Raw genomic sequence first — 17,499 nt, 5'->3', positions numbered from 1 at the left:
GCCGGACTGTCCACAACCCCGGTCATATGAACTGCCCGGTGGAAGGAGCCGAGTTGAAGCCGCCCCTGCACGACGTCACGGTCGTCGCCCTCGAACAGGCCGTGGCCGCGCCCTTCGCCACCCGGCAGCTCGCCGACCTCGGCGCCCGCGTCATCAAGATCGAACGGCCGGGGCGCGGGGACTTCGCCCGCGACTACGACCGCAGGACGAAAGGGCTCTCCGCCTATTTCGTGTGGGTCAACCGCGGGAAGGAGAGCGTCGTCCTCGACCTGAGGACCGGGGCCGACCGCGCGCTGCTCGACCGCCTCCTCGCCCGCGCCGACGTCTTCATCCAGAACCTGGGTCCCGGCGCGGCCGGGCGGCTGGGCCTGGGCTGCGAGGCGCTGCGCGCCCGGCATCCCCGGCTGATCACCTGCGACGTCTCCGGGTACGGCGCGGAGGGCCCGTACCGCGACAAGAAGGCGTACGACCTGCTCGTGCAGTGCGAGGCCGGGCTGGTCTCGCTCACCGGCCACCCCGGCGCCCCCGCCCGCCCCGGCATCTCCGTCGCCGACATAGCGGGCGGCATGTACGCCTACACGGGCATCCTCACCGCTCTCTACGAGCGCGAACGCACCGGCGAGGGCACGGCGCTGTCCGTCTCCCTCTTCGACGCGCTCGCGGAGTGGATGGGGCAGCCGTACTTCGCGGAGGCCTACGGCGGCGCCCCGCTGACCCGCAGCGGCGCACGGCACCCGTCCATTTCCCCCTACGGCCACTACCACTGCGGCGACGGCGGCCAGGTGTTCCTGAGCGTGCAGAACGACCGGGAGTGGGTGGCGCTGTGCGAACGCGTGCTGCGGCGGCCCGACCTGATCCGCGATTCCCGTTTCGCGGACAATCCCCTGCGCCGGGCTCACGACGAGGAGCTCACCGCCGTCATCGAGGAGCAGTTCGCCGCCCACACCGCGGACGGTGCGGGGGCCCTGCTCGACGGAGCCGGCATCGCGAACGCCCGGCTGCGGACGGTGGCCGAGTTCACCGACCATCCGCAGCTCGCGGCGCGCGACCGGTGGCGCGAGTTCGGCTCCCCCGCCGGTCCGCTGCGCGGGCTGCTCCCGCCGGTGGAGGTGCGAGGGCGGGAGGCGGCCATGGGAGCGGTACCGGCGCTGGGCGAGCACACGGACGCCGTCCGTGCGGAGTTCGCCGAACAGGAGCCCGCTGCCGGGGGCCCCTCAGGGCCCGGGGCGGATCAGCTGCCGGCAGGCTGAACGGAGCGGTCGAGCGGCCGTTTCGCCGTCTCCGGAAGGATCACGTAGACGCACGCGGACACCAGGCAGAGCCCCGCGACGTACCAGGGGAACGCGCCCGGGTGGCCCGAGTCCTTGAACCAGGTGCCGAGGTAGGGAGCCGTGCCGCCGAAGAGCGCCACGGTCAGTGAGTACGGGAAGCCGATCCCCGCGGCCCGTACGCGCGCGGGGAACACCTCGGCGTTCACGGCGGCCGCGATGGAGGTGTAGCCGGTGAGCAGCACCATGCCGGCGCACTGCACCAGCAGCAGGGAGGCGAAGGAGCTGCCGACCGCGTGCAGGAGGGGGACGGCCAGGGCGGCGAACCCCACCGCGAAGCCGATCAGCAGCGGTTTGCGGCCGATGCGGTCGGACAGCAGCCCGCCGAGGGGCTGCAGCGCCGCGAAGAAGGCCAGCGAGATCGTGCCGACGGCGAGCGCGTCGCCCTTGTCGAATCCGGCGTTCATCTGGGCGTAGGTCGGCAGGTAGGTGGTCCACGTGTAGTAGGCGAGGGTGCCGCCGGCGGTGATGCCGCAGATCAGGAGGGACTCGCGGGGGTGCCGTCGCACGGCTTCGAAGAGCGCCGGCCGCGCGGCCTCCTTCCCCGGTACGTCGTGCGTCTCCTCGGCGCCCTGCCGGATCCAGAATCCCGCCAGGCTGATGACCGCGCCGATGAGGAACGGCACGCGCCACCCCCAGTCGCCCATCTGTCCCTCGGTGAGGAGGTGGGCGAGGAGCGCCGCGATGCCCGAGGCGAGGAGCTGGCCGATGGTCGTGGACACGTACTGGAAGCTGGAGAACAGCCCTCTGCGGCCCGGGCCCGCGGACTCCACGAGGAACGTCGTGGAGGCGGCGAACTCCCCTCCGACCGAAAGCCCCTGGATCAGCCGGGCGACCACGAGGACCACGGGGGCGAGGACGCCGGTGGCGGCGTAGGTCGGGGTGAGCGCGAGCAGCAGGCTGCCGGCGCCCATGAGCAGGATGGTGACCGTGAGGGCGGCCCGCCGGCCGCGCCGGTCGGCGACCGCGCCCATGAGCAGGCCGCCGACCGGGCGCATGAAGAAGCCGACCGCGAAGACGGCGAAGGTCGAGAGCAGGGGCACGAGGGAGTTGCCGGAGCCCTTGGGGAAGATCTGGTCGGCGAAGTAGACCGCCAGGAACGAATAGGCGTACCAGTCGTACCACTCCGCCGCGTTGCCCACGGACGCCGCGGCGAGCTGCCGCAGCGAAGAACGGGGCGGCGGCGCGGGGGCGTTCGTGGCTCGGAGGTCGCCGGTGTCGGCGCCGGTGCCGGTATCGCCGCCGGCGGACAGGGGCTCGGATCGCTTCATGATCCCTTGGATCCCCCGGGCAACCCTCCCGCACACCCGTGCGAGGACTCTCGGTCCGGCGCGGCCTACCCGGTCACGGCATCGGCGGTCGCACGGCCGGCGTCCCTGCGCACGAGCGCGGCGTAGTGCCCGTCCTCCGCGAGGAGTTCCTCATGGGTGCCCTGTTCGGTGACGCGCCCGCGGTCGAGGACGACGATCCGGTCGGCGTTGCGGACGGTCGAGAGGCGGTGGGCGATGGTGATGGTCGTCCGCCCGGCGGAGAGGGCGTCGATGGCCTCCTGGACGGCGTGCTCGGTGCGGGTGTCCAGGGCGCTGGTCGCCTCGTCCAGGATCAGCACCGGCGGGTCGCGCAGGATCGTACGGGCGATGGCCAGGCGCTGCTTCTCGCCGCCGGAGAAGCGGTAGCCCCGCTCGCCGACGAGGGTGTCGTACCCGTCGGGGAGGGCGGCGATGTGGTCGTGGATCTGTGCGGCGCGAGCCGCCGATCTGATCTCCTCGTCCGTCGCGTCGGGCTTGGCGAACCGGAGGTTGTCCGCGACGGAGGCGTGGAACAGATAGGTCTCCTGGGAGACCACGCCGACCGCCCGGGCCAGGGTGTCGAAGCCGAGGTCGCGGACGTCGACGCCGTCGAGCAGGACGCGGCCGCCGGTGACGTCGTAGAGGCGGGGGACGAGATAGCTGAGCGTGCTCTTGCCGGAGCCGGTCGCCCCGACGACGGCGAGGCTGCTGCCGGCCGGCACGGTGAGGTCGATCCCGCTGAGCGTGGGGGCCGAGGGCTCGCGCGAGCCCGGGGCGTCGTAGGAGAAGGTGACCTTCTCGAAGCGCACTTCGCCCCGCACCTTCTCCAGCCGTACCGGCTTCTCCGGCTCGGCGATGTCCACCGGGAGGTCGAGGTATTCGAAGATCCGCTGGAAGAGCGCGAGGGAGGTCTGCATCTGCACACCCGTGGACAGCAGGCTGACCGCGGGCCGGAACATGCCCTGCTGCAGGGAGACGAAGGCCACCAGGGTGCCGATGGAGATGCCCGGACCGCCGGTCTGCAGGGCGATGCCCGCGGCCCAGTAGATGACGGCGGGCATCGCCGCCATGACGACGCCGATGGTGGACATCCGCCAGCGCCCGGCCATGCTCGCCCGCACTTCGAGGCCGACGAGCCGCTCGGACTCCGTGGCGAAGGCCCGGGTCAGGGAGTCGGCCCGGCCCATCGTGCGGCCGAGGAGGATGCCGCTGACGGAGAGCGACTCGGTGACCATGGCGGCCATGACCGCCATCTGCTTCTGCCGCTGCGAGGTGATGTTCTTGCGCTCGCGGCCGACGCGGCGGCTGATGGCCACGAACACCGGCAGCAGGAGCAGCGAGACGACGGTCAGCCGCCAGTCGAGGGCGAGCATCGCGACCACGGTGGCGACGACGCTGGTGAGGTTGGAGACGAGCGACGTGGCCGTGGAGGTGACGGTGGCCTGCATTCCGCCGATGTCGTTGGCGATGCGGGACTGCACCTCGCCGGTGCGGGTGCGGGTGAAGAAAGCGAGCGGCATCCGCTGGAGCCGGTCGTAGACGGCGGCGCGCAGGTCGTGCATGACGCGCTGGCCCACCGTCGTGGAGAGCAGGGTCTGCACGACGCCGAAGACGCTGTTCACGACGGCGGCGGCGATCATCCCGAGCGCGAGGAGGCTCAGCAGCCCCGTGCGCCCCTGGGGGATCGCGGTGTCGAGGATCTCGCGCAGCAGGAAGGGCGAGGCGACGGAGACGAGCGAGGAGGCGGCGACGAGCAGGCCGACGAGGGCGAGCGTGCCTCGGTAGGGGCGGAACAGCCGGAGGATGCGCCGCACCTGGGCGGGCTGCTCCGGATCGGCGGGCGGCGGGGTCCAGTTCTCTTCGTCGTGACGCATGGGCTCCTGGTTTTCAGAGGTGGCTGATTCACAGGCACGATGGCCGGTCACCGAGCTTAGCTCACTGTTACCTAAGCTCACAATGAATTCGGTCCTGGTAACCTCTGATCATGACCGCCCCCGACACCTCCGGACAGCTCGCCGAGCAGTTGCTGCGGCTCACCCGCAGGCTCCACCGGGCCCAGAAGCGCTATCTGGACCCGGTCGGGATCACCCCTGCCCAGTCACGGCTGCTGCGCACCGTCGCGCACTGCGACCATCCGCCGCGGATGGCGGATCTCGCGCAGCGCCTGGAGGTCGTGCCGCGGGCCGTGACCACCCTCGTCGACGCCCTGGAGGTGGGCGGCTCGGTGCGCCGGGTGCCGGATCCGTCCAACCGGCGGGTCATCCGCATCGAGCTGACCGACGAGGGACGCAGGATCCTGAGGAAGCTCAGGGAGGCCCGGCGGGCGGCCGTGGAGGACGTCCTCGCGCCCCTCTCGGCGGAGCAGCGCGGCCAGCTCGGCAGTCTGCTGGACGAACTGATGGCGGGCCCGGGCCCCGCCTGCTGAAGGCGCGGCCCGGCACGCTCCCGCCGGAAGGGTCAGCAGGAGCGCCTGTCCTCCGTCAGCTCCCCCTGAGCCGTGGCCAGGGTCCGGTCGTAGCAGGTCCCCGGGCCGAGGAGGCGGTAGCGCTCACGCGAGATGCCGGTGGCGTGCCGCTGGTCCCTGGGGACGTTCTGGTTGTACGCCGCGTCGCCGGTGTAGGTGTCGTCCATCAGCGACCAGCCGAGCCGCTTGCCGGCGCGCAGGGTGACGCTGTCGGAGCGGTCGCCCATCCTCATCACGGTCCGCAGCCGGTCGCCCGTGCCGATGCTGATCTCGCCGTCCATGCTGTAGACCCGGTGGGCACGGGTCGTCGTGGCGGGTCCGTGGCCGGCCACCTTGACGCTCTCGTCGTCGGTCCAGCGAGCCTGGAGGGCGTCCTTCGACTCGCCGTCGGTCCAGCCGTGAGCGGACGCCGCGGCCACCGTGCGGGAGACGGTGGTGGTCACCCTTCCATGCGAGGTGTCGACGTAGCCGGAGACCGTCAGGGAGTGCCCGCCGTCCGCCTTCAGCCAGTGCTCCTTGCCCGGTTCGTAGGCGACCGTGTTGGTGGGTGCACCCGCCTCGTGCGTGGTGAGGGCCCCGGTGACGTGAGTCGCCCCGGCGTCCTGCCAGACCAGGATGTTCGTCGGCGTGCTCCAGCCACTCTGCCCCTCCGGCACACCGGCGACCGAGATGGTGACCCGGTGCGCCTTCCCGTCGTTCAGCTGCCCCGCGAAGGGCGTCAGGTCGTACTCCACCGGCCGGACGTCGAAGGCCCGCGGGCCCGGAATGACGTACCACAGGAAGGGGTTGGACCAGCCGCCCGTCCACACGGTGGGGAAGGGCGCGGCGATCCCGGCGAGCTTGCCGTCCACGGAGACCTGGACCTCGCGGTACGGGCCGTCCTTGGCCTTGCACGAGTACGGCGCCGCGTCCGGCACGGTCAGGTACCAGAACTCCTCGCAGCCACCGCCCGAGCCGGTCGCGTACACCTCGGCCACGATCCGCTCGCTGTTGCGCGGAGTGGTCAACAGCCCCTCATAGGACGTACCCGTGGTGTGCGCGCCGTCCAGGGTGAGCACCTTGTCCGGCGTACGCGCCGCCCCGGCCCGTCCCTCGGCTGCGTAGAAGGTCAGCGTCGCCTTGACCTTGATGACGCCCGTGTAGGTCTCGTTCACCAGGTTGCCGATGAGCATCTCGACGGGCTGCTTGTCCCGGAAGGCGGCCGCGTAGCGGGTGACGTCCTTCTCGACGCGCCAGGTGATGCCCTCGGGCGAGGGTTCCGGGGTGGAGGTGCGCAGGATCTCCACCCCGCCGACCTGCAGATAGCCCAGGCGGTCGTACTGCCGTCCGGCGACGGCCCCGTCGAGCCGCAGGACGACCTTGTTCCAGCGGTCGCCGCAGCCCTTGGGCGGCAGGTAGGTGCTCCTGTAGGGCGTGTAGTCGCGGAACTCGGTGTCCGCGACCGTGACCGTGCAGGCCTTGGTGCCGGGCGTGGCCACCGGCGGGCCGGCGGTGATCGGGTCGTGCCAGTCGGTGCCGAACTCGGTCGGCGGGCCCGCGGCCACGGCGGGGCCCATGCCCAGCACCAGACCGGTGGTCGCGGCGCACAGCGCGAGCAACAGTCGTCTCATGGCGCAGGAGTGAAGCGGTTCGTACTCCAGTGCGCCAGAGCCCCTTTGGCCTGATCCGTCGCGGGAGTGCGAAAACCGGTTGAATGCTGCACTCCAGTGGCGCGAACCTTTCACAACTCCTGCCGACTCGCCCGCACCCCTGGGATGACATGCAGATCCGCGACCTTCCGTATACCGATCCCGGCCGGCCCGACACCAGGTCGGGACCGCGATTACTGCTCTGGCTCGGGCGGCACCAGCTGGCGGGCCAGGCGAAGGCCATGGCGTGGGGCGTGGTGCACATGGCCGCCGTGGCCGCACTGCCGGTGGCCCTCGGCATCGCCGTCCAGGCCGTGGTCGACCGCTCCGGCGCCCGGCTCGCGCTGGCGGGCGGGCTGATGGTGCTGCTGGGCGGCCTCGTGGCGCTGGGCGACACGATGCTGCACCGCACGGCCGTCACCAACTGGATCACGGCCGCGGCGCGCGTGCAGCAGCTCCTGGCCCGCAAGACGGCCGAGTTGGGTGCCACCCTGACCCGTCAGGTCGCGGCCGGCGAGGTCGTCGCGGTGTCGACGGGCGACGTCGAGAAAATCGGCTGGTTCGTGGAGGCGCTGTCGCGCTTCGGCTCCGCGCTGTTCACGACGCTGTCGGTGTGCACGGCCCTGGTGGTCTACCAGCCGGCCCTGGGCACGGTCATCGCGCTGGCCGTTCCCGCCCTGGTCCTGGCCGTGCTGCCCCTGCTGCCGCCCGCGACGAGACGGGCCGACGAGCAGCGCGACAAGGCGGGGTACGCCACGGAGCTGGCCTCGGACACCGTGGCCGGACTGCGCGTGCTGCGCGGCATCGGCGGTGAGGAGCTGTTCCTGGACCGCTACCGGCGCGCCTCCCAGGAGGTGCGCCGTGCTGCCGTCCGCAGTGCCCGGATGTGGGCGCTGATCGCGGCGGTCCAGGTGCTGCTGCCCGGGCTGCTGCTGATCGCGGTGGTCGGTTACGGGGTCGGGCTGGTCGAGGACGGCCGGGTGGGCGTCGGCGAACTGGTCACCGTCTACGGCCTGGTCACCTTCCTCCTCTTCCCTCTCAGGGTGTTCGAAGAGATCGCCATGGCCTATTCCTTCTCCCGGCCGTCCGCGGAGCGCGCGGCCCGTGTGCTGTCGCTGGGGCGTACCGCACGGGGCGGGGAGGGTGAAGGTCCCGCGGAGGTGCCGGCAGGCGACCTGTACGACCCGGAGAGCGGGTTGTCGGCACCGGCGGGCCGGCTGACCGCGGTGGTGTGCGGCGACCCGGACGCGGCCGGCCGGCTGGCCGACCGGCTGGGCGGGCACGCCGCGGCGGGGACCGAGGGAGTGCCCTCGGCGCTGCTGGGCGGTGTCGCGCTGGACGGGCTGCCGCTGGAGACGGCCCGCACCGCGGTGCTCGTCCAGGACAAGGACCCGGTGCTGCTGTCCGGGACGCTCGCCGAGCTGCTGGACGTGCCGGCCTCCGGGGCCGTCCCGGCCGAGGCCGCGCTGGCGGCGGCACAGTGCGGTGACGTGCTGACCGCTCTCGCGCAGGCCTCCCCGGAGGATTCCCGGGACCCCATGCGGACGCGCATCACCGAGCGCGGGCGCTCCCTGTCGGGAGGACAGCGGCAGCGGCTGGCACTGGCCAGGTCGCTGGTGACCGACCCGCAGGTACTGGTGCTCGACGAGCCGACGTCGGCGGTCGACTCGCACACCGAGGCCCGGATCGCCGACGGCCTGCGGGCGCTGCGGCAGGACCGTACGACGGTGGTGTTCTCCTCCAGCCCGCTGCTGCTCGACCGGGCGGACCGCGTGGTGTTCGTCCAGGAGGGCCGCGCGGTGGCGACCGGAACGCACCGCGGACTCCTGCGGGACGACCCCGCGTACCGCGCCGTGGTCACACGGGAGACGGACCCCGTCGCGCGCCCCGCGAACGAACTGGACGCGGAGCTCACCGAGCTCGGCGAGAGCGAACAGATCGAGGAGTCGGCATGATCGGCGTGGCACCACCGGCGCACGACCCCGCGGCGCCGGAATCGGCGACCACCCTCCCGGTCGCCGCGCCCGCGACCGTCCGGGCGTATGTGCGCACGCTGCTCCGCAGGCACCGCAGGGCGTTCGCCGTGCTGGTGGCGGTGAACGCCGTCGCCGTGACCGCCTCGATGGTGGGTCCCTACCTGCTGGGCGGCATGGTCGAGGACCTGGCGGCCGGTGCGCGGGAGGTTCATCTGGGGCGCACGCTCTCGCTGTTCGCCGTCGCGCTCGCCGTGCAGACCGTGTTCGTGCACATGGTGCGGCTGCGCGGGTCGGTGCTCGGCGAGGAGATCCTGGCGGACCTGCGCGAGGACTTCCTCGTGCGGTCGGTGGGGCTGCCGCCGGGCGTCCTGGAGCGGGCCGGCACCGGCGACCTGCTGTCGCGGATCACCACCGACATCGACCGGCTGGCCAATGCCATGCGCGAGGCCGTGCCCCAGCTGGCGATCGGCTTCGTGTGGGCGGCGCTGCTGCTGGGGGCGGTGACGGTGACCGCGCCGCCGCTCGCGCTGTGCGTGCTGGTCGCGGTGCCGGTCCTCGTCATCGGCTGCCGCTGGTACTTCCGCCGGGCGCCGGGCGCCTACCGTTCGGAGGCCGCGGGGTACGCGGCGGTCGCCGCGTCGCTCACGGAGACCGTCGACGCGGGGCGGACCGTCGAGGCGCACCGGCTGGGCGAGCGCCGCGTGGCGCTCTCCGACCACCGGATCGCCTCCTGGACCCAGTGGGAGCGGTACACCCTGTGGCTGCGCTCGGTCCTCTTCCCCGTGATCAACGTGACCCACTCGCTGGTCTTCGGCTCCGTGCTGATCATCGGTGGTGTCTTCGTGCTCCAGGGCTGGGTCTCCGTGGGGCAGCTGACGACCGGCGCGCTGTTCGCGCAGATGCTCGTCGAGCCGGTCGGCCTGATCCTGCGCTGGTACGACGAGCTCCAGATCGCGCAGGTCTCCCTCGCCCGGCTGGTGGGGGTCCGCGAGATCGGCGCGGACGGAGCGGACAGCGGCGCGGAGCCCGAGGGCCGGGAGGTGCGGGCCGACGAGGTGCGGTTCGGCTACCTGGAGGGCAACGACGTCCTGCACGGCGTCTCCCTGGCGGTCCGGCCGGGGAGCCGGGTGGCGCTGGTCGGGCCGTCCGGCGCGGGAAAGTCGACGCTGGGCCGGCTGCTGGCCGGGATCTACGCACCGCGCTCGGGCGCGGTGACGCTCGGCGGCGCGGAGCTCGCGCGGATGCCGGCGGAACGGGTGCGCCGCCACGTGGCCCTGGTCAACCAGGAGCACCACGTCTTCGTCGGGTCCCTGCGCGACAACCTGCTGCTGGCACGGACGGCGGCCGAGGACGGCGAGCTGTGGTCGGCCCTGGCGGCGGTGGACGCCGACGGCTGGGCGCGTGCGCTCGACGCCGGGCTGGACACGGAGGTGGGATCGGGCGGGCTCGCCCTCACCCCGGCCCAGGCCCAGCAGATCGCGCTGGCCCGGCTCGTCCTGGCGGATCCGCACACGCTGGTGCTGGACGAGGCGACCTCGCTGCTGGACCCGCGCGCGGCCCGGCACCTGGAGCGCTCGCTGGCGACGGTGCTGGAGGGACGCACCGTGGTGGCCATCGCGCACCGGCTGCACACCGCCCACGACGCGGACGTGATCGCGGTGGCGGAGGACGGCCGGATCTCCGAGCTGGGCAGCCACGACGAGCTGGTCGCGGCGGGCGGTACCTACGCGGCGCTGTGGCGCTCCTGGCACCGCTAGCCGTAGCGGGCGGGCGTGGGTCTAGGCTCCGCGATTCCGTGAGCAATTCCGCGTGATCACGAGCACCGATCGAGCATTTCCGCGTGATCATGAGCAGTGATTACGTTCAGTAGCTGTCAGTTGTCGGTTGTTTGCGGTCTTCCGGCTTGGACGGCACGGGTCCTTCGTACCGTTCCAGCATGGCGGCAGAGCGCCCGAGCAAGGGCCGTACCAAGCACACGAGCCCCACGGCGTCTATCCGGTACATGGACGGGTCGACTCGCGACGTCCCGCTCGCACAGCTGCGGTTGAGGGACTTCTCCGAGTCGGAGCCGTGGCGCCGGGTTCGCTCGATACATGGCATGAAGCACTACTCGGGTGACTACGCCTCCGCCACGACGGGCGGTCAGGTCGTATATGAGAGCCGCCTGGAGCTGGCCCGTCTGCTGCTTGCCGACTTCGACCCGTCGGTGTGCCGCATCTTCGCCCAGCCGTGCCGCATGGTGACGCGCATCGACGGCAGGGTACGGAGCCACGTGCCGGACTTCCTCCTGGTGATGCGGTCGGGGACGGTGCGTGTCGTCAACGTGAAGCCAGCCTCGCGTCTGCAGGACCCCACGGTCATACAGGCGCTGGCCTGGCCGGGAGAGCTGATCGAGCGGCACGGCTGGGAGTACGAGATCTGGTCGGGTGCAGCGCCGACGCTCCTGGAGAACGTCAGGTTCCTGGCCGGATATCGGCACCCCGGAGTCTTGCCCGACGACGAGGTCGAGCGGGCGTGGCGGAAGATCGTCGACGGCGAGGAGATGGCCGTCGCTGAGCGGCGTCTGGCGGGCAACCGGAAGCCTGAGGAAGCCCGTCCTGCGCTGATGGCCTTGCTGTGGGCGGGGCGGCTGACCACGGATCTGACGTCCCGCCCGTTGTCGGGTGAGAGTGTGCTGCGGAGGCGTGGATGACCGAGTGGACGACGGTGCTGCGGCCGGGTCTACCGATCGGCTTCGACGGTGAGCAGTTCACCGTCGCGGAGATCGAGGGCCGGCGAATTCTCCTGCGGCAGGCCGCGCTGGCCGGACCTCCGAAGTTGCGGCAGGTCGACATCTCCGTACTGCTCTCGCATCCCACCACCGAGATCCTGGCGCCGGCCCCGGAGGCGGACACGGCCGCCGCGGCTGTGCTCAGTGGCCTGGCCGACGAGGAGGACGATGAGCTGACGCTGAAGGTCCGGCACATCCAGGAGGTCCTCACCGGGTACCGGCTCGGCGACGCTGCGCTTGCCCTGGAGGGAGAGCCGCGTGCGGACTTCGCACCGGGAGTGCCGATGCTGCACCGCTATGCAGTCAAGGCGGCCGAGCTCGGCGTCGGGGCCAGCACGATCCGCCGGTGGACGGCGGCACTGAAGAAGTCGGGCCCGGCCGGTCTCGTGCCGGACCGTCCCGTACGCAGTGCGGTGGAGCGGGCGGACCCCCGCTGGGTGGACATGGCCGAGGAGGTCTTGAAGGCGCACGTCAAAGCGAGCCGTCCGGTGCGCGGGCTGATCCTGACCGAGATCGAGGAACGGCTGGTCAAGGAGTACGGCAAGGGCACGGTTTCGCTGCCGGCGAGCACAATGGGCTATGAGCTGTTGCGGCAGCTGTCCAAGGGGACGAATGCGTTCGAGGGCAGTACGAAGGGGAAGCGGTCGATCGCGGATGCGCCGCAGGGCACGTATGGCAGGCTGCGCGCCACCCGGCCCGGCGAGTACGTGGTCCTGGACACCAACAGCCTGGACGTCTTCGCGATGGAGCCGGTGACCTGCCGGTGGGTGCGATGCGAACTCACGGTCGCCATGGACTTGTACAGCAGGTGCATCGTGGGTCTGCGGCTGACCCCGGTCTCGACCAAGTCGGTCGATGTCGCAGGCGTGTTGTACGAGACGGTGCGCCCGCGCGAAGCCCTCACAGACGGCGGAGAGCCGCTGCCGTACTGCGGGGTGCCGTCCGCCGTGCTGGTTGATGCGGAGAAGCTGGTCGACCGGGACGGCCAGCCGTTGCTGCCGACGGTCGCCACGGAAACGATCATCTTCGACCACGGCAAGGTCTACCTGTCGAACCACATCCAGAGCGTCTGCGCGAAGCTGAGGATCTCGCTGCAGCCCGCCCGCCCCAAGACCCCGACCGACAAGCCGGTGGAGCGCTGGTTCAAGACGCTCAACCAGGGACTGCTGGCCGCGTTGCCCGGCTACAAGGGCTCGGATGTGCACAGCCGTGGCGAGAAGGTCGAGGACGAGGCGTTCTTCTTCCTCGACGAACTCGAGGCGATCATCCGGGAATGGATCACCCTGGTCTATCACCGGCGCCACCACCGCGGGCTGTGCGTCCCTGAGGTGCCAGGGCTGAAGCTGAGCCCGCTGGAGATGTTCGAGCACGGGGTCACCCGCGCCGGACCGCTGAGGATTCCGCTGCGCCCCCACCTCGCGCTGGAGTTCCTGGAGGAGTTCCGTGTCCCGATCCACCACTACGGCGTGGAGATCGGTGGCCTGCGCTACAACGGGGATGGGCTGGGCGGCTACCGCAATCAGCCAAGCCCCTACCGGGGCGTGGACGCCGGGAAGTGGCCGGTTGCGATCGACTCCGGCGACATCACCAAGGCGTACTTCCAGGACCCGAAGACGCGGGCCTGGCATGTCCTGGACTGGGAGCACGCGGCCGCTCTGGGCGGCCCGGTGAGCCGGGAGGCACTGGGCTACGCCCGCAGGCTCGCCAAGCAGACACATCGGTTCCCGGACACCAAGCGTGCGCTGATCGAACTGCTGGAGCGCTGGGGTGCGGGGCTGACCCGGGACCGCACCGAGCGACGCATGGCGGTACGGCTGTCGCAGGAGCGGCTACGGATGACCGGCGACGACGAGGCACCCGACGAGACGGACGTGGTGGCCTCGCTCCCGTCCCTGCGGCGCCTGGCAGCCGCCGGCGGTCCCGGGGCCAGCAAGGACGACCCTGCGGAAGTGGACTTGCGGGGCGTCGGCAACACCGAGGAGGTCCCGGGCGGGGACGATGACGAGGACGACGAGCTGGAGGCCGCCTTCCCGGGCGAGGAAAACACGGTCGCGATCGATGAAGAGGACTACTACGCCGACGTCTGGGAGAGCCGTTGAGCACGGCGAACAGCACCGGGGGCTCCGAGCCGTTCGAGGGGGGCGACCGCCAGTACAGCCCGACCCGGCTTCCCGGCTGGCTGCAGGAGGTCTACGGCCCGGACCGGACCCGGCCCGAGCAGCTGAGCCGGGCCCGGCTGGCGGAGCTGTCACCGCAGGCTCTCGCGGTCCACAACGACAACCGGGAGGTCTGGCACGCCAACATCGGCCCCATCGATACCCCGCAGCTGGTCGCGCTCCACGCGGACCTGCGTGAGATCGTCGAGTCGAACCGGCAGGACGGCAACAAGACCAAACCGGCCGCGCTGGTGGACGCCTATCCGGGGCTCGGCAAGAGCACGGCGGTGCGCGCTTACGGCTGTGACCTGTTCAAACGGCAGGTCACCTTGCGCGGGGAGACCACCCCGTCCGGCGATCGCCGGGTGCCGGTCATCTACATCGCGCTGAGCGGCAACACGCAAATCCGCGGTCTGAACGCGGCAATCTGCCGGTTCTACGGGCTGCCGGTCAAGGGGGATGCCGACACCCTGGCCGAGAGGGCCGTGGACGCGGTCCTGTCGATGAAGACCGTCGCCATGATCATTGACGACATCCACTTCCTGGCCGGCTCGAGGTCCAACTCGGTCCGCATGGCCAACCAGCTCAAGTACCTCTCCAACGTCTTCCCCGTCACCTTGATCTACGTCGGCGTCGGCGTCCAGGAGCGCGGCATCCTCCATGAAGGCTTCTCTCCGAAGGAGAGCCCGCTTGCCCAGTTCGGGCGCCGCACCACGGCCCTGACGCTGCCGCCCTTCCAGATCGACGACGACCAGGGGCGCATGCAGTGGCACACGCTCCTCAAGACGATCGAGCAAAAGCTCGTCCTGGCCGAGAAGTACCCCGGGATGCTCGCCGAGGACCTGTCGGACTACCTCTTCGCGCGCTCCACCGGACACTTCGCGTCTCTCATGTCGCTGATCAACCGCGGCTGCCTGCGCGCGATCCGTCGTGGCCATGAGCGTCTGGGCCGGGAGCTGATGGACCAGGTGAAGAACGACGCCGCCGCCGAGGCGGCCCGCAGGGAGCTCGAGGCCGCGGTCGAAGCCGGCTTGCTGACCACGCGGCCGACCCGGCGGTCACCGCGTCGCAGGAAGTCGGCATGACGCGGTGGGCGGACGAGCGGATCCCGATCTGGGTGCCGCCCGTCGTGGGTGAGGCTCTGGACAGCTGGCTGGAAGCGTACGCTCGGCGGCTGCGCGTCACAGCGTCAGAGTTCCTACACTTCCTCGGGTTGCCCGACCCGCGGGAGAACCTCATGGTCCGTCGGCTGACAGGTCGCGAGCGGGACGTGCTCGCACGGACGACAGGGATCCCTCCGGATGAGCTGGCCACGCTGACTCTCGAGCCCTGGGACGGCTCTGTCGTTTCCATTGACCCCGACGACCGCAGCCTGGGCCGGCCTCGCGCTTGGCGGCACTACGGCAACCACACGCGCTACTGCCCGGCCTGCCTCCACGAAAGTCAGGGACGCTGGCAGCTCGCCTGGCGGCTGCCGTGGTCCTTCGCCTGTGTCCGCCACGGCGTACTGCTGCTGGATCACTGCCCCAAGTGCGGCCGTGAGCCACCGGTGAACAGCCGAGGACACGTCTTGGCGTCACAGCCCGGGATCTGCCTTGCCCGCATGGGCACCGGCATAGCCATCCGATGCGGCTTCGCTCTGGCCGAAGCCCCCTGTCGCGTGCTGCCGGACAAAGGCCTGGTGCTGGCCGCCCAGCACAGCATCAACCGGACCGTTCTCGGCGCGGAACCCCATGCCTCGACGGTCCGCCAGCAGGCCCAGGAACTCTATGCACTCGCCCGGCGCACCCTTCGCACCCTGCACAGCCACCTGCCGACAGCTCCCGCCGTCGTCCGCACAGTCCTTAACGAATGCGGCGGCGTCCTGCCCACCCTTGTCATCCGGCATGAAGGCAACGACGCCCACAACGCTGCCATCGGGACCGCCTTGGCGCGCGTTGTCCACGAGGCATCCGAGCCAGCACACTCCGAGCTCCTCAGATGGCTGCTTGACGCTGACCGGGACCGCCGTGACGATCACGGCCGGATCAACAGACTTCAGGACTGGGCACCCGCCGGCCCCCAAGTGACCTCCCGCGTCCTGGCCGCTGTCGACTCCGAGCTCGCACTGCTCAGCCGCATCCGTTACGGCTCGGCGACCCCAGCACCGGCCTGGACGGCACTCAGTGACGACCATCTGCACCACCGGGCGTCCAAGACACCTGCCATGCTCTGGCCCGCTTGGACAATGCGCCTGCTGCCAGCATCCGGGAACGCCCCCGCACTCCTCGATGGTTTCCGGCGGACCTGCGCCACGTTCCTGATGGTGGCCGGGTCGACCCTCGACCAGCCAAAGGCCGCCGCTCTCCTGGGCAACTCCAACGCCACACGCAACAGAACCTCACTGGACGAGATCCTGCGGGGGCACGACCCGACCCCGCTGGTTTCTACGCTGGCATTGCTGGCCCGAGCACTGGACACACATCCCACGCCCATCGACTACGGCCGCCGCAGAGCGGTATTCCACGACGGCACCGTAGAACTCGATATGAACGCCTATCAAGAACTCTGCCGCCGACACGGGTACCGGCGGCCAGGAGTTCGGCAGATCCAGCACATCCGCTGGCACCTTCTTTCCCTCCTTCTCGGCGCCAACCCCGGCAACTCCTCATGCGCGCCCTTCTGGCAGAGCGAGTTCCGCTACCGCCTCCAGGAGGACCTCCAGGCATTCCTCCATCACCAGGCCGCGGCCAACCTCGCCGCCCACGGCATCGCCGAACCAGTACGGTGGGAGCCACCCGCTCACTGGCTCAGCAGGTCCGTCTGGCCAGGCATACCTCCCGAGGCAGTCGACCCGGCAGCCGTCTCAGCGCTCGCCGCCACTCGCCGCCCTGCCGAGACGGCCCAAGAACTTGGGCTCGGACAAGGCCACCTGCAGTTGTTCCTCGAATCCACCGGGACCACCCCACTCAGTCTGCCAGCGCAACGGCCCAACGGGCCGGGGCGCACGATCCCCCGGCAAGGCTTTCTCGCCCCCCTGCAGTTGCGAGAGCTCTACGAAGTGCGCCGACTCGAGCAACAGCAGATCGCGGCACTTGCCGAATGCAGCACCAGCACCGTCCACCTCGCGTTACACGAAGCCGGGATCCCCCTGCGCCCACGCCGCAAGCCACGGGAACTCGAACAGTCGATCTCCCGCGAATGGCTGGAGAACGAGTACCTGCACAAACGCCGCAGCCCAGCACAGATCGCGCGTGAGCTCGGCACGCACGGGCAGAACGTCTACAGGCTGATCTACCAGTGGGACATCCCCAGGATCGGCCGTGGCTGGGTGTCGAACCCCTTCGCCACCCTCGACGTCCTTCTTTCCCCGGCCATGTTCTCTATCAGCACGACCAAGGACTGCCTGCCCCGGCTCCGTAACATCGTCCAGCTACCTGGCCACCGAAACATCCATGCAGCCGAGATCTTCCTGGGCGTCAGCCCCGGAACCATCCGCGCCCAGCTCAACCGCATAGAAAGCACCGTGGGTTTCACAGTGCTCGAACGAACCTGTCCCTTGGCAACCACGCCCAAGGGACAGGACCTCTTCACCGAAGCAAACCGTCTTCTGGCGCTCCTCGACCGTCACTCTCCATGACAGCGGGCGTCACTCCGCTAGCAATGACGGCGTTTCGTCAGCAGTGTCGTAGCAAATCCGGGACTCTCTTAGCAACGAGCACGGTCCGTAGTGATCTCGGGAACACTTCTGGGCTTCGCCTGGCCTGTGCTGCCCGTCCTTCGTACCGTCCACGCATGGTTGTACGGAGTACGGGCAGCGCTCGTCGTACCCGAAGGGTGCCCACGGCGTCGATCCGATACGAGAGCGGGGCGGTGCGGGACGTGCCGTTCCGGCATCTGCGGGTGGCG

General features: G+C 70.6%; 11 protein-coding genes. 8 read left to right on the top strand and 3 right to left on the bottom strand.

Annotation, left to right across the window (positions count from 1 at the left end; translation table 11 throughout):
* Window positions 1-26 precede the first annotated feature (26 nt).
* Window positions 27-1,250: a CaiB/BaiF CoA transferase family protein gene (locus NQU55_RS07895; protein WP_168091037.1), complete on the top strand. Its 1,224-nt coding sequence runs from the start codon at window positions 27-29 to the stop codon at window positions 1,248-1,250.
* Here NQU55_RS07895 and NQU55_RS07890 read toward each other — a convergent pair.
* Window positions 1,232-2,599, bottom strand: a complete 1,368-nt coding sequence (locus NQU55_RS07890) for an MFS transporter (RefSeq protein WP_168091038.1) — start codon at window positions 2,597-2,599, stop codon at window positions 1,232-1,234. The genes NQU55_RS07895 and NQU55_RS07890 overlap by 19 nt on opposite strands.
* 65 nt (window positions 2,600-2,664) lie before the next feature.
* Window positions 2,665-4,491, bottom strand: coding sequence for an ABC transporter ATP-binding protein (locus tag NQU55_RS07885; protein ID WP_168091039.1), 1,827 nt, complete (start codon window positions 4,489-4,491; stop codon window positions 2,665-2,667).
* A 110-nt stretch (window positions 4,492-4,601) separates the two neighbouring features.
* On the opposite strand from NQU55_RS07885, the gene NQU55_RS07880 reads away from it, so the two are divergent.
* Window positions 4,602-5,042: a MarR family winged helix-turn-helix transcriptional regulator gene (locus tag NQU55_RS07880; protein ID WP_168091040.1), complete on the top strand. Its 441-nt coding sequence runs from the start codon at window positions 4,602-4,604 to the stop codon at window positions 5,040-5,042.
* A gap of 32 nt (window positions 5,043-5,074) precedes the next feature.
* Here the strand turns inward: NQU55_RS07880 and NQU55_RS07875 are convergent, their stop codons facing one another.
* Entirely contained in the window at window positions 5,075-6,691 is a 1,617-nt protein-coding gene (locus NQU55_RS07875) for a peptide-N4-asparagine amidase (RefSeq protein WP_168091041.1), read from the bottom strand.
* 149 nt (window positions 6,692-6,840) lie between these two features.
* Between NQU55_RS07875 and NQU55_RS07870 the strand changes: the two genes are divergently transcribed.
* The 6 genes from NQU55_RS07870 to NQU55_RS07845 all read left to right on the top strand — a co-directional run bounded on the left by NQU55_RS07870 (window position 6,841) and on the right by NQU55_RS07845 (window position 17,230).
* Window positions 6,841-8,664, top strand: a complete 1,824-nt coding sequence (locus NQU55_RS07870) for an ABC transporter transmembrane domain-containing protein (RefSeq protein WP_168091042.1) — start codon at window positions 6,841-6,843, stop codon at window positions 8,662-8,664.
* Window positions 8,661-10,442: an ABC transporter ATP-binding protein gene (locus NQU55_RS07865; protein WP_168091043.1), complete on the top strand. Its 1,782-nt coding sequence runs from the start codon at window positions 8,661-8,663 to the stop codon at window positions 10,440-10,442. Before NQU55_RS07870 ends, NQU55_RS07865 begins: the two co-directional genes overlap by 4 nt.
* Before the next feature lie 179 nt (window positions 10,443-10,621).
* Window positions 10,622-11,377 carry a TnsA-like heteromeric transposase endonuclease subunit gene (locus NQU55_RS07860; RefSeq protein ID WP_168091044.1) on the top strand — a complete coding sequence of 252 codons (756 nt, stop codon included), beginning with the start codon at window positions 10,622-10,624 and terminating at the stop codon, window positions 11,375-11,377.
* Window positions 11,374-13,554 (top strand): integrase, encoded by a 2,181-nt coding sequence (locus NQU55_RS07855; RefSeq protein WP_256790149.1) that lies wholly within the window; start codon window positions 11,374-11,376, stop codon window positions 13,552-13,554. The genes NQU55_RS07860 and NQU55_RS07855 overlap by 4 nt, the downstream gene beginning before the upstream one ends.
* Complete coding sequence (locus NQU55_RS07850) at window positions 13,551-14,696, top strand: AAA family ATPase (protein ID WP_168096026.1); 1,146 nt, start codon at window positions 13,551-13,553, stop codon at window positions 14,694-14,696. The genes NQU55_RS07855 and NQU55_RS07850 overlap by 4 nt, the downstream gene beginning before the upstream one ends.
* A complete protein-coding gene (locus tag NQU55_RS07845; RefSeq protein WP_168096027.1) occupies window positions 14,693-17,230 on the top strand; it encodes a TniQ family protein in 2,538 nt (845 codons plus the stop codon). The genes NQU55_RS07850 and NQU55_RS07845 overlap by 4 nt, the downstream gene beginning before the upstream one ends.
* Window positions 17,231-17,499 lie beyond the last annotated feature (269 nt).

This window comes from Streptomyces telluris, from assembly GCF_024519335.1.
Taxonomy (GTDB): Bacteria; Actinomycetota; Actinomycetes; order Streptomycetales; family Streptomycetaceae; genus Streptomyces; species Streptomyces telluris.
The sequence above is the reverse complement of the archived record's forward strand: the minus strand, read 5'-3'. Positions and strand labels throughout refer to the sequence as shown.